The organism is Candidatus Jidaibacter acanthamoeba (assembly GCF_000815465.1).
GTDB classification, from domain to species: Bacteria; Pseudomonadota; Alphaproteobacteria; order Rickettsiales; family Midichloriaceae; genus Jidaibacter; species Jidaibacter acanthamoebae.
Map to the genome: position 1 here is coordinate 1 of NZ_JSWE01000180.1, position 13,550 is coordinate 13,550.

Annotated in this window: 14 protein-coding genes; 5 read left to right on the plus strand and 9 right to left on the minus strand. The window is 35.6% G+C overall.

Annotated elements, in window-relative coordinates:
* The 3 genes from NF27_RS08170 to miaB all read right to left on the minus strand — a co-directional run.
* A partial coding sequence (locus NF27_RS08170) for an ankyrin repeat domain-containing protein (protein WP_039458159.1) occupies positions 1–450 on the minus strand: 450 nt, incomplete at its 3' end.
* A 209-nt stretch (positions 451–659) separates the two neighbouring features.
* The gene (locus NF27_RS08175; protein ID WP_039458162.1) at positions 660–1,082 is read right to left on the minus strand and encodes a phasin family protein; all 423 of its coding nucleotides are present in this window, start codon (positions 1,080–1,082) and stop codon (positions 660–662) included.
* A 109-nt stretch (positions 1,083–1,191) separates the two neighbouring features.
* Positions 1,192–2,526, minus strand: a complete 1,335-nt coding sequence (gene miaB, locus NF27_RS08180) for a tRNA (N6-isopentenyl adenosine(37)-C2)-methylthiotransferase MiaB (RefSeq protein WP_039458164.1) — start codon at positions 2,524–2,526, stop codon at positions 1,192–1,194.
* A 149-nt stretch (positions 2,527–2,675) separates the two neighbouring features.
* On the opposite strand from miaB, the gene prfB reads away from it, so the two are divergent.
* From prfB to glmM, 4 genes are all read left to right on the plus strand, one after another.
* A protein-coding gene (gene prfB, locus NF27_RS08185) for a peptide chain release factor 2 (RefSeq protein WP_152606884.1) occupies positions 2,676–3,807 on the plus strand; the annotation gives its coding sequence in 2 pieces (ribosomal slippage) (positions 2,676–2,744 and positions 2,746–3,807; 1,131 coding nt in all).
* 5 nt (positions 3,808–3,812) lie between these two features.
* Positions 3,813–4,715 (plus strand): UDP-N-acetylmuramate dehydrogenase, encoded by a 903-nt coding sequence (murB, locus tag NF27_RS08190; protein WP_039458166.1) that lies wholly within the window; start codon positions 3,813–3,815, stop codon positions 4,713–4,715.
* Between the two features lie 79 nt (positions 4,716–4,794).
* The gene (gene nuoI / locus NF27_RS08195) at positions 4,795–5,283 is read left to right on the plus strand and encodes an NADH-quinone oxidoreductase subunit NuoI (protein ID WP_039458168.1); all 489 of its coding nucleotides are present in this window, start codon (positions 4,795–4,797) and stop codon (positions 5,281–5,283) included.
* Between the two features lie 114 nt (positions 5,284–5,397).
* Positions 5,398–6,741: a phosphoglucosamine mutase gene (glmM, locus tag NF27_RS08200; RefSeq protein ID WP_039458170.1), complete on the plus strand. Its 1,344-nt coding sequence runs from the start codon at positions 5,398–5,400 to the stop codon at positions 6,739–6,741.
* Here glmM and lpxK read toward each other — a convergent pair.
* Genes lpxK through NF27_RS08225 form a run of 5 tightly spaced genes read right to left on the minus strand, consistent with a single transcriptional unit; the run spans position 6,738 to position 11,558 of the window.
* A complete protein-coding gene (gene lpxK, locus NF27_RS08205) occupies positions 6,738–7,709 on the minus strand; it encodes a tetraacyldisaccharide 4'-kinase (protein WP_053332705.1) in 972 nt (323 codons plus the stop codon). The two genes, glmM and lpxK, sit on opposite strands and share 4 nt — an antisense overlap.
* Complete coding sequence (locus NF27_RS08210; RefSeq protein ID WP_039458171.1) at positions 7,706–8,956, minus strand: 3-deoxy-D-manno-octulosonic acid transferase; 1,251 nt, start codon at positions 8,954–8,956, stop codon at positions 7,706–7,708. Before NF27_RS08210 ends, lpxK begins: the two co-directional genes overlap by 4 nt.
* 1 nt (position 8,957) lies before the next feature.
* Entirely contained in the window at positions 8,958–9,620 is a 663-nt protein-coding gene (locus NF27_RS08215; protein WP_039458173.1) for a lysophospholipid acyltransferase family protein, read from the minus strand.
* A gap of 16 nt (positions 9,621–9,636) precedes the next feature.
* Positions 9,637–9,948, minus strand: coding sequence for a YbaB/EbfC family nucleoid-associated protein (locus NF27_RS08220; protein WP_039458175.1), 312 nt, complete (start codon positions 9,946–9,948; stop codon positions 9,637–9,639).
* Between the two features lie 11 nt (positions 9,949–9,959).
* Positions 9,960–11,558 carry a DNA polymerase III subunit gamma/tau gene (locus NF27_RS08225; protein WP_053332706.1) on the minus strand — a complete coding sequence of 533 codons (1,599 nt, stop codon included), beginning with the start codon at positions 11,556–11,558 and terminating at the stop codon, positions 9,960–9,962.
* Positions 11,559–11,629: 71 nt separating this feature from the next.
* Here NF27_RS08225 and dprA point away from each other — a divergent pair, with 71 nt between their 5' ends.
* The gene (gene dprA / locus NF27_RS08230) at positions 11,630–12,772 is read left to right on the plus strand and encodes a DNA-processing protein DprA (RefSeq protein ID WP_039458177.1); all 1,143 of its coding nucleotides are present in this window, start codon (positions 11,630–11,632) and stop codon (positions 12,770–12,772) included.
* A gap of 195 nt (positions 12,773–12,967) precedes the next feature.
* On the opposite strand, the gene nuoE is transcribed toward dprA, so the two are convergent.
* The gene (nuoE, locus tag NF27_RS08235; protein ID WP_039458179.1) at positions 12,968–13,549 is read right to left on the minus strand and encodes an NADH-quinone oxidoreductase subunit NuoE; all 582 of its coding nucleotides are present in this window, start codon (positions 13,547–13,549) and stop codon (positions 12,968–12,970) included.
* Position 13,550: the final 1 nt, after the last annotated feature.

Sequence of the window (13,550 nt, forward strand, 5' to 3'; positions counted from 1 at the left end):
CATAAAAACCCTATTATCGTGTGCATGAATCATCTCCTCTCTCTTTGTTTGGTCAAGAGCATACTCAATTAATAACTGTGCTATCTCTTTATTACCACTAGCACATGCACCCATAAAAACCCTATTATCGTGTGCATGAATCATCTCCTCTCTCTTTGTTTGGTCAGGAGTAAGATCCAACAACAGTTGCACTATTTCTTTATTACCACCAACACATGCCGCTATAAAAGCAAAATTTCCATGAGAGTAAATCATTTCTTCCTGAAATTCTTTGCTGGTTAAAGATAATAAATGGTTAACTACTTCGATGTTACCATCATTACAAGCGGATATAAAAGTTTTACTAAATAGTGTCTTGTCATAACCTTCTTTCACATTAAACTCTGAGTAATGATGTTTGATTGCTTCAATTCTTTGGTTATTACTTAAATTTGTTAGACCTTGCTTCATAATAATACTTTATAACTATTAACTAATAACAAATTTGTAATAAATCTATTGTTAGTTGTATAGTAAAATCAAGTTAATTGTATTAAGTCGCAATTACAAAAGCCTAAATACTAAATTTGTTTTATTAGTAGGATTATATAAAAAATCTCCTAAGAAATAATGCCTTAGGAGATTTAAATATTTAGTAATAACCTTTAAAGAGTATAAACTTATTTTCCGGCCTTTTGTGGTTGGCAAACTAAACACATTTCATTTACTGCATCAGATGCTCTTTTATTTAAAATATCAAAAACTTCAAGAGAAGCTTTTGAAGACATCTCCATCATTTCACGCATGTTGCTGCTGAAGTTATGTATCACATCATTCATACAATTTGAATGAGCTTGTTGCATTTCCTGCATATTTGGATTTACAGAGCAGTCTTTTAAGCATTCAAAGCTTTTTTGTGCAGAATTTTGAGCTATTTCCGCATTTCTTCTGGATGCAGCTTGCATTCCTTCCATCCACACTTGGTTAGCGGCAGTTAAAGCTTCCACATTTTTACTTATTGTTCCCTTGAATATGTTTAAATCCATCGGTTGGAAATTACCCATAAAATTTGTAAAATAGTTTTTAAAGTTATTAGCTACCATGATATACCCATTATTAATATTTATTTTATATTTTTATTATAACATGCTTTTTGTGCAATGCAACATGTGAGCTCTAAATATTTTAAATAAATACGTAAGTAGCTAATTTTTATACAATTAAGCCATAGAGACTATTTTGAGTAGCTTCTTCTATTTTAACATTTACGGTCGTTCCGATGATACTATCATCATTATACTCAACCAGAACCGTTTGTAGGTAAGGTGTTTTCCCGTGATACCTATTTTGCTGCCTACTCTTACCGTCAATCAACACAGGCATTATTGAACTTACTTTACTTTTGTTATATTCAAGATGTTGTTGGTTTAATAATTCTTGCAGTATATTTAGTCGTTCAGTTTTTACTTCTTCCGCAATCTGGTTCTCAAGTACCGCAGCAGCTGTTCCCGGGCGAGGGCTATATTTAAATGAGTAAGAAAGCGCAAAATTTACTTGCCTTATTAAATCCAAAGTATCTTCAAAATCTTGATCAGTTTCGCCTGGGTAACCAACGATAAAATCAGAAGAAAAAGCTATATCCGGACATATTTCTCTATATTTATTAATAACTTCAAAATAATATTTTCTGTCATGCTTTCTATTCATAGCTTTTAAGATTCTATCCGAGCCTGATTGCACGGGAAGATGTAAAAACGGCATTACTTTAGGATGATTAGCGTGCATCTCCATTAAATTCTCATCAAGCATATCATTAGGATGGGAGGTAGTGTATCTTATTCTTTCCAGTTTATCTATCTCAGCTAACCTTTTTATAAGTTTACCTAATCCCCAAGTTTCTCCGTTTTCTAATTCAGCATGATATGCACTTACGTTTTGTCCGAGCAAAGTAATTTCTTTAACTCCTAAGGAGACAAGTCTTAATGCTTCTCTATAAATTTCCGGTACCGGCCTGGAGTACTCGGCACCTCTGGTAAACGGCACGCAGCAGAAACTACAAAATTTATCGCAGCCTTCCTGTACGGTTAAAAATGCGGTTACTCCTCTCTCTCCTGATTCTTCTGGTAAAGAATCGAATTTAGAGTTAAGCGGAAACTCCAAATCTATTGCCCAGCCGGTTTTTCTCTTAGCTTTTTCGATTAACTCCGGCAGATTTTGATAAGATTGAGGGCCTACGACTATATCAACATACGGTGCGCGCTTAAAAATTTCCTCACCCTCAGCTTGAGCTACACAACCGGCAACCGCAATCATCATGTTTTCACCTTTTGCAGCCTTTTCTTCCTTGCCTTTTCTTATTCTTCCAAGCTCTGAATAAACTTTATCAGTTGCTTTTTCTCTAATATGGCAAGTGTTAAGAATAACTAAGTCGGCATTTTCCGGCTCTTCACTTAGCTCAAATCCATGGGGTTTCAACAAATCACCCATCTTCACTGAGTCATAAACATTCATCTGGCAACCGTAGGTTTTAATATAGAGCTTAGCCATTGGGATATTTTGAAAATTAGTTTATATAATGTTTTCGCATTTTAATTGAAACTAAGCTTTAAGACAACAGATTCCTTATTCAACTTGTCTATTGCTATTTATGGTGGTAAAGTTCAACTAAGATTTAATGATTTTCTATTTAGGAATTTATGGAGTTCGAGCTTGCAATTGTAAAAAGCAATATTGAGAAGTCTATCTCGCTTCTTAGGAGGTATCTTTGACTGGGACAATGCTGAAGCTCGCCTCATTAATTTAACTAAAGAATGTGAAGACCCTGAGTTATGGAATAATACTGCTAAAGCGCAAAAGTTGCTGCGAGAAAAAAGCTACTTGGAAAACTCAATAGCTACAGTTAAACATATCGAAAAAGAAACAGCTAACCTTATAGAGCTTTTTGTACTTAGTGAATTAGATAATGACCAAAGTACTATTAATGAAGTAAAAAAAGAGCTATTAGTATTAGAAAAATCAGCAAAGCAAAAAGAAATTGAATGCTTATTTTCAGGAGAAGCGGATCATAATGATGCATTTTTAGAAATTCACTCAGGTGCCGGAGGAACGGAAAGCCATGATTGGGCTTCAATACTTTATAGAATGTATACGAGATGGGCTGAGAAGCATAAGTTTAAAATTGAAATTGTAGATTATCTTGCCGGGGAAGAAGCCGGAATTAAAACCGTTACCATGAAAATTACGGGAGAAAATGTTTACGGCTGGCTAAAGACAGAGAGCGGAGTACATAGACTAGTTAGAATCTCTCCATTTAATGCAGCCGGCAAAAGGCACACCAGTTTTGCAAGCGCATGGGTCTTCCCGGTGATTGATGATTCTATTGAAATCAGCATAAATGAATCAGATTTAAGGATAGATACTTTTCGTTCTTCAGGCGCCGGCGGGCAACATGTAAATACCACGGATAGTGCGGTAAGAATTACTCATATACCGAGCGGAATCGTTGTTTCATCACAAACGAACAGATCGCAGCATAGAAATCGTGATGAATGTATGTCAATGTTAAAATCCAGGCTTTATGAGCGTGAACTTAAGAAGAAAGAAGAGAAGATCAACCAGATGAATGCAGCAAAAACCGATATCGGGTGGGGGCATCAAATTCGTTCATATGTACTGCAACCATACCAAATGGTTAAAGACTTAAGAACCGGCTATTCTTCTCCTGAACCTTCCGCGGTACTGGACGGTGAGCTTGATGAATTTATATTAAGGAGCCTTGAAGCTAAAATGTCCGGCCAAGGTTTGGAACCACAATTTGATACTGAATAAAACAAATGACTATTATCTCAGAATTACCAATTGTTAAAGGAAAATATAGAGAGCAGGCGGAATTAGCTAAAATGTGCTGGTTCGGGGTAGGAGGTAAAGCTGAAGTTTTATTCATCCCGGAAGATCTACAAGATTTAGAGCTGTTTTTAAAAAACAAACCTCTTGGTTTAGCAATCAATATAATAGGAGTCGGCTCTAATCTATTGGTGAGAGACGGAGGAATCGGAGGAGTAGTAATTAGGCTCGGCAGAGGCTTTAACTATATAGAACATAATACTGACTGTATAATTACGGCGGGTGCAGCGGTTCTGGATTTAAATCTCGCTTTATACACCAGAGAGGCAGCAATCACCGGACTGGAGTTCTTCTCTGGTATTCCAGGGACAGTCGGAGGAGCGCTTGCTATGAATGCAGGTGCTTACGGTAATGATACTGCATCGGTATTGATTGAGGCGACCGCAGTTAACCTAAAATCCGGCGAGATAAAAACCTTTAAAGCTGAAGAAATAGGTTATTATTATCGTGGCAAACATTTAAGCAATGATTGGATTTTTACGGAAGCTAAATTTCAGGGAAACCCGGGTGAAGTACAAAGAATCGCTGGAAAGATTGATGAGATTCAAAGCCAAAGGTCATCAACCCAACCTATAAAAACTAAAACCAGCGGTTCAACATTTAAAAACCCTATGCTAGGTGATAAAGCCTGGCAATTGGTAGATAAAGCAGGTTGTAGAGGTCTGCGCATCGGAGGTGCTCAAGTATCCGAAATGCATTGTAACTTTTTTATAAATATGGGCGATGCTACTGCACATGATTTGGAAAGCTTAATTAAAGAAGTGCAGTCAAGAGTACTAACTATTTGCGGTATTAAATTAGAAGAGGAAATAAAGATTATCGGTGAGGCTTAAACCTTGTTTCAGACTTGATTTTTCGCATATTTAATATAACCTACAAAAGTATATTTTAAATTTTTATAACGCATTTTGCATGGAAACTGTTAAGTTTTTCTTTAAATCATTTTTTCTAACTGAGATATTTAAAGGCCTTTACATAACTCTTACTTATATGTTTAAAAAAAAGGTAACCTTAAGTTATCCTTATGAAAAAGGGTATTTAAGTTCCAGATTTAGGGGGGAGCATGCTTTAAGAAGATATCCGAACGGGGAAGAGCGTTGCATTGCTTGCAAGCTTTGCGAGGCGATTTGTCCGGCACTTGCAATTACCATAGAAGCTGAGGAAAGAGAAGACCATAGTAGACGTACTACTCGTTATGATATTGATATGACTAAATGTATTTATTGCGGCTTATGCCAAGAGGCTTGCCCGGTTGATGCAATTGTTGAAGGGCCGAACTTTGAGTTTTCTACCGAGACTCATGAAGAGCTTTTATATAATAAAGATAAGCTTATAAATAACGGCGAAAAATGGGAACAGGCTATCGCTCATAATATTGAGAAGGAAGCTCAGTTTAAGTGAAATTTATATTAGCTGACAAACATAAAAAAATAATTATTTATTATGATTTAAGTAATTAGCTTATATATTATGCTTAAAAGTTAGAAAGTTAAAAACTAGGGAAGTTTATTTAGAATGCAAAGATTATTCGGAACCGACGGTATAAGAGGAACAGCAAATCAATACCCCATGACTGCTGAGATTGCAATGAAATTCGGTATGGCAGCGGGCACATATTATAAAAAACTGGGGCACCGCAATCGTGTAGTAATTGCGAAAGATACCAGGCTTTCGGGTTATTTAATTGAGCCGGCACTCACTTCAGGATTTATAAGCGTCGGTGTGGATGTAATTCTGGTCGGTCCTATGCCGACGCCTGCGGTTTCAATGCTAATTAGGTCACTAAGAGCTGATTTAGGTGTAATGATTTCGGCCTCGCATAACCCTTATTTTGATAATGGATTAAAGTTATTTGATAGCAAAGGATTTAAACTTTCCGACGAGTGTGAAGACAAAATTCAGGAGATGATTTTAAGTGCGGATATTAACCGATATCTTGTGCCCCCTATAGATTTGGGAAGGGCAAAGCGCCTTGATGATGCACCGGGAAGATATATTGAACATGTTAAAAATTCTTTTAATAAGGAAAATAATCTTACCGGATTAAGAATAGTCGTTGATGGCGCTAACGGCAGTGCATATCACTTAGCTCCTACCATATTATGGGAGCTTGGTGCTGAGGTGATATCAATCGGGACTGAGCCTAATGGGTTTAATATTAATGAGGCTTGCGGTTCTACGCACCCTGAAACTTTATCAAAGAAAGTAGTTGAAACAAGAGCGGATATAGGAATTGCGCTTGACGGGGATGCTGATAGGGTAGTTATTGTTGATGATAAAGGCCATATAATTTCCGGAGACCATGTTATCGGCTTAATAGCTCTTCATTTACACAATCGAAAAAGACTTAATAACGATATGGTGGTAGTCACCCAGATGTCTAACGGGGCTTTGGATGAATATTTGAAGAGTCATAATATAAACACTATCCGCACTAAGGTGGGAGATCGTTATGTATTTGATGCTATGCGTAAAAATAATTGCAACTTAGGGGGTGAACAATCAGGGCATGTCATATTAAGCAACTACTCAACTACGGGTGATGGGATAGTAGCAGCTTTACAAGTACTTTCTTTATTAGTTGAAAGCGGTAAAAAAATGAGTAAGCTAAGCCATATTTTTGAGCTTTACCCGCAAGTAGTTCGCAATATAAAATTTACTAAAAATAATCCTTTAGAAAATCCGAAATTGCAGGAAGAACTTGAGGAGATAAATAAATCTTATAATGCTGAAAGGATCTTTATCAGGAAATCAGGAACGGAGAAATTAGTAAGAGTTATGGTTGAGGGTAAACAGAAAAACATTATTACTGAAGCTGCTCAAACTATAGAAACGCTAATTTCCGAGTATTGCAGCTAGTCAATTTTGTTAGTTACCTTAAAAATCAGACTATAAAATTCATTTGGAAATATATATTCAATTTCTACCACTTCAATATAAGGATGATGGGGAAGCGGAATTTTAACTATATCTTTAGAAGTAGTAATTATCTTTAAATTGAGCTTTTTAGCTAAGCCAACTATAACCTCAATTTCCCCCCTGCTATAATTATGATGATCGCCGAAAATAAACTTTTCAGCAATAGTAATATTTAAAGATTTAAGAGTAGTAAGAAATTTTTCAGGTGAAGCAATCCCGTATAAAGCTATGAAAACTTTATCTTGTAATAGTTCTGCATTTTTAACTATGGTTTTAGCAATGAAAGTCGGGAGCTTGGAATTTATTATATTTGCTTTGCCTTCCCCTGTATAAACTATGCAATCAGTTTTTTTTAAAACTAAGCTTAAACTTTCCCTTAAAGGCCCGGCAGGTAATAATTGATGATTACCTAAGCCGTAATTGCTATCAATTACTAAAATAGAAAAATCTTTTTCCAAAGTATAATTTTGTAGCCCATCATCCATAATAATTACTTCCGCTCCATCTCTTTGCGCTCGCAATGCAGCAAGGAATCGATCTCTATTAATATAAACGGGTGCAATTTTTGATAAAACCAAAGCTTCATCTCCGACTTCATATGCAGAATGATCCTGAACTAATGTTGCCTCCTTATTTGTGCTTAAAGAGCCTTTATATCCTCTTGAAATGATAGCAACCTTTTTGCCTATACTTTGTAAGAATTCAGCTATGGTAATGACGGTCGGAGTTTTACCTGCACCTCCTACTACAATATTACCTACACAGATAACCGGTATGTTTATTTTGTTTGGCTTAGAAACTATATATTTCACATAAACAATAAAACGGTAAATAAAAGATAACGGCAGTAAACACAAGGTAAGCCAATTAAATTGCTGCCAAAATCTCGGTCTATTTAAGTTTTTCATCTTTCAAGTAGATATGTAAGGTTAGTATATATTTTATCTATTAGCCCTCGCTCTTTATTTACTAATTTATAAGCATTATCCGCATAACGTTCTATTTCGCTTTCATTTTTAAATAAGGATATTATTCTTAAAGCCAGCTCTTGGTTATCTTGAACTTCAATAACTGCCTCCGCATTTTTAAATTCCTGCATAACATCCGAAAAATTAGTGTAATGTTTACCCGTGAGAATACAACAATTTAAGTGCGCCGGTTCAATAATATTATGCCCACCCAATTTAACCAGTGATGCTCCGACAAACACTAATTTTGCTAATCGATAAAAAGCCCCAAGTTCTCCGAGCGTATCAATAATATATATATCAGGAGAATAATTTATTTTCGGTTGAAGAGTTTTCAATGCAACATCTTTTGATATTTTACACGCAAGCTTATAAACTTCCGCACCGCGGCTAGGGTGCCTAGGAATAATAATTAAGCAAATATCAGGTATTTCCTTTTTTATTATTGCATAAATATTTAATATTAATTCTTCTTCATTTTCATGGGTGCTTGCGCATAATAAAACTTTTTTATCAGCATAAATGGTTTGTAGGTGTTTTAGTAAGGTTTCATCATATGCAAGCGGTGGTGCATAGTATTTTAAATTAGTTATCTCACCTGCTACATTATTAGAAAATAACTTTAGTTTATTATGTGAGCTTAGGGAACAAGCAGCAATATAGGAAAACTTACTGAATATAAGCTTGGCAATACTTGGGATTTTGCTCCATATTTGAAATGATTTATCAGACATATTTGCATTTATAAGGGCAAGTTTAAAGCGCTTAGAAGACTCTATAATTAAATTCGGCCATATTTCGGATTCAATGAAAATGCCAAGCTGCGGTTGCCAATAGTTTAAGAATTTTTTTATGAATAAAGGGGAATCAAGAGGTGCAAATTGATGAATAATATTTTTAATTTTTATCGTTTCAAATATTTTTGCCGAAGTTAAAGTGCCTGAAGTAATCAGCAACTGATAATCTAATTCAGAAAACTTTTCCAATATGGGTGTTAATGCTTTCATCTCGCCTACACTTGCAACATGAAACCATATAACTTTGTTATCTTTTTTTAAACTTGCTTTACCAAATTTTTCTTTATAACGTTTTGGATCTTCCTTCTTTTTAAAAATACGATATTGTATAATACACCATAAGAATGGAGCAAGTATTACGGATAGAGCTTTGTAAATATGCAGCAACATATTAATAATCAACCTTAAGAGAAGCTTTTTTATCTAAAGTAATCATCTGGTTAAACATTTCTTCAGCTAATATTTCATCATTGCTAGCCGCTTCGGTTTCGAAGTAAATAGGCTTTCCGAGTTCGATATAAATTTTAGAGAAAGGTAAAGGAATTATAAATCTATCCCAAGTATTAAGTACTATTGCCGAAGAAGCGGAAAAACATAAAGGAATCACAGGTAATTTTAGTTTTGCAGCAAGTGCGGTAATGCTACCGTTAATTTTATGACGAGGTCCTTTTGGACCATCCGGAGTGATACAAATACTTCGTTTCTCTTCTTTTAAGGTCTTTAGTAACCCTCTCATCGCGCTAACTCCCTCTCTTCTGGAAGAACCTCGTGTAGTTTTGTGCCCGTAAGACTTAAGTAAATTAGCTATAAATTCCCCGTCACCATGCGCGGAAACCACTGCCGTCACTTTAGGTAAGTTGAGCTTAGGGAAAATAAGTATTCTACTATGCCAAATTGAAAAGATAAACTGATGATTCTTTAGTATGTTCTTAGTCTCAGGATCTTCTTTTCTGATAAGCTTACAAGTACAGAAAATTATACTGACATATAGCCTGATTATATAATTAGCCAATATTGCTATAATTTTACTTTTCTTAAGTTTTTTTAAAAACACGATTTATGAATACTTTTTAGAGGGAAAACTTCATAAGGTCGGGAGAAATTCCCAAACTTTTCATTTCTTCGCTTGCTTTAGTATCCGCATTTTGTTTAGCATTATTAAAAGCGGCAATAATCAAATCTTCCAATACTTCCCCTTCTTCAGGAACCAATAAGCTTTTATCAATATTAATTTTTTTAACTTCACCTTTACAGGTAGTGGTCACTTGCACCATGCCACCGCCGGCAGACCCTGTAACTTCTTGGGTATCAAGCTTTGCCTGCATGTCTTGCATTTTTTTCTGAAGGGTTTTAGCTTGTGTCATCATCTGCTGAATATTCATAGTACTTATCCTTAAAAGCTTTTTGTTGTTTTGATATCAAGAATTTCTGTTTCTGTAAAGGTGTTTAATATGTCTTGTACTAAATCACTATTTACAATTTTTTCTTTTAAATTCCTTTCCTTTTCTTGCCCGATTTCATTAATAGTAGGATTAGAGCATTCCTCATCAGTAATATTGACTGACCATTTTTGCCCGGTGTGTTCATTTAAAAAATTTTGTAAAGTAAGCGGGAAGCTCTTCGGTGCATGTTCTAATAATTTAACTTTTATATTGGGCGGAGAAAATTCCGCTATTCTTAAATCACTGATAAGGTGATGATAGATTAACATCTCCTTTTGTTCTAAACATAACTTGGTCATATCCTCAAAGCTTGTAATGGCGGTTTTTTGTGCTACTTCATTGGGATTATCAGTATCTTCTATAGTTGCTATAGTAGTCCCGCTTTTTATTAATTCTTCCGGGGTAGGTAGCTGGCTCATATATGCAATTCTAATCAATATCATTTCCAAATTAGAAAAGGGAAAGAGCGAGCTTTTCATTTCTTCCAAACCTTTTAGAAGTGTTTGCCAACACCTTGATAGAAAAGGTATTGAGAGCTTATCTGCATAATAAGAATATTTGCTCCATTCAAATTCCGGGAAATTAAATATATTTTTAAGGTCGGCAACTTTTGCTTTTGTAACACCATGGGTTATTTCCAGTAAATCTTGAATAACTAAGCTTGGGTCAGCACCAATATCATATAATTCTTTTAAATTATTAATTATCTCTAAAGTATTGCCGTTGATCAGATTATCAAATAACTTAAAAACTAAATTTAAATCCGCAAGCCCCAGCATTCTTCGCACACTTTGCTCATCAACCGCACCGCCGCTTAAAGAAAGCGCTTGATCAAGCATTGATAGCCCGTCTCTTACTGAACCTTGGGCAGCATTAGCAATTAAAGAAAGGGCAGCTTTATCACCCTTAAAACCCTCTTTAGCTAAGATATTTTCGTAATGTTGGGTGAGTTCTGCAATATCAATTCTTTTTAAATCAAAACGTTGGCATCTTGATAAAATAGTAATGGGGATTTTACGAATTTCCGTAGTTGCGAAAACAAATTTTACATGAGCAGGAGGTTCTTCTAAAGTTTTGAGCAAGGCATTAAATGCACTGTTTGAAAGCATGTGCACTTCATCAATAATATAAATTTTATATCTTGCTGAAAGAGGTCTATACTTTGCATTTTCAATGATCTCACGAATATCGTTTACTCCCGTATTACTGGCAGCATCAATTTCAATTACGTCTTGATGCCTATCGCCTGAAATCGCTACACAACTGTCACATACTCCGCAAGGTTGTGCAGTCTCGCTTCCCCTACCGTCTTTTCCTATGCAATTAAGTGCACGTGCGATTATTCTGGCCGAAGTCGTTTTACCTACTCCTCTAATCCCAGTTAAGATGATTGCATGCGGTATCCTTTTTGAACTAATTGCATTAGTTAATGTTTGTACTAACACTGGTTGCCCGATCATATCATCAAAAGTCTTTGGGCGATATTTCCTAGCCAATGCCAGGTATTCTTTAGGAATTAATTCTTCGTCGCTGAAAAAAATGTCTTGCATTAAATAACCGATTTATAGTTATTATGCGATAATAACAGGTTTGGCTGTAACTTCAATTGCTAAAGAAATTTATGATAACACAAGCACAACTCTCGGATTTGCAATTTAGATTAGACTGGATTCGCCTGATTAGAAGTACCAATGTCGGTTCCAGAACTTTTTGGGACTTAATAAAGATTTATGGTAACCCAAGCATTGCATTGGAAGAGATCCCTAAGTTAGCCAAGAAAGGGGGCGGAAAAAAAGAAATCATTATTCCGTCTAAATCTGCAATAAAAGAAGAAATTGCGCTTACCGAAAGCTTCGGAGCTAAAATTATTACCGCATATGATGAGGAATATCCTAGCTTGTTAAAACATATTTATGATGCGCCCCCGGTGATTACGGTAAAAGGAAATATTGCTCTGTTGAAAAGAGAGAAACAGGTTGCAATAGTAGGTTCAAGAAATGCTTCTTCAAACGGGTGCAGTTTTGCAAAAAATATAGCAAGAGAGTTAGGTGATAACGGATACATAATTGTATCCGGTTTAGCTAAAGGCATAGATTATTATGCTCATCAGGGAAGTTTAGATTCCGGCACCATTGGGGTAATAGCCGGTGGTATAAATAATATCTACCCCGGGGAAAATGCTAAATTATTTAATCTTTTGTATGAAAGGGGGCTTGTAATTACTGAATTTGCTTTTGGTACTTCTCCAATTGCAAAGCATTTCCCTCAACGCAATAGAATAATTTCAGGGCTTTCTTTAGGTGTGATCGTAGTCGAAGCTGCTTTAAAATCCGGTACGCTCATAACCTCAAGGTTTGCGATAGAGCAGGGGAGAGAGGTGTTCGCCGTACCCGGCTCTCCGCTTGATATGAGATGCCAGGGAACTAATAACCTAATTAAGCAAGGAGCATATTTGCTTGAGAACTATAATGACGTAATAGAAGTGCTCGAAATGAGGAAACCTATGCTTCAAACCTCATTATTTGATAGTTCAAGTAACTTTATTACTCCCTCTCATACTTCTAAAGAAGTAAGTGAAAAGGAATTGGAAATGTGGCGTAAAGCGGTACAAGGAAAGTTATCATATACCCCATGTTTAATCGAAGAATTAACCAAACAGATAAAAATCCCGCTGCCACTATTAAACAGGATTATAGTTGAAATGGAACTTGCAGGCAAAGTTGAAAGACTATACGGAAATAAAGTAGTGTTGCTTCATGATTAAAATAATAAAAATAGTAAGAAGCACGCGCCTTTCCGCCATTTATAGAGTGTGCGCTTTATAAATGAGATAGTCATTTATACGCAAACTTAGTTTAATTTTTACAGTTTAAATATTCTTCCTGTATGTAGGATATTTAACTTAATTTACTATATATAGCTTTATAGTATTAGTAATAAATTGCCATTATAGTCGAAGTTATTCCTTAGGAGCGGAGCACTGTCTTCCGGTTTGCGAGCCTATACTCGGTTTATTTCCTCCTTCAAGTTCATTAAGAACTTTAGTCATAAGCTCAGGAGTAAGATCTTCATAGTAATCATCGTTAATCTGCACCATAGGTGCGTTCACGCATGCTCCTAAGCATTCGACTTCTACAAGAGTAAACTTACCGTCTTTAGTGGTTTCCCCTATATCAATCCCAAGCTTGCTCTTGCAAGCTTCAGTAATTTCATCCGAGCCTCTAAGCCAGCAAGGAGTGGTTTTACATATTTGTACTAAGTTTTTACCGACCGGCTGTTTGTTATACATAGTATAGAAGCTAGCAACCTCGTAAACTTGCATAGCAGGAATATCAAGAAGACTTGCAATATAATCCATTGCAACTTTAGGAATCCAATTATTGTGCTGTTTTTGCACTAAATAAAGAAGAGGCATAATAGCACTTCTTTGTTGGTTTTTAGGATATTTATCGGCTATCTTATTAGCAAGCTTTAAATTCTCTTTGGTAAATTCAAAAAAGTTTGGCTGCTCAAATTCTATTTCTTTAAACATCGAAGACATC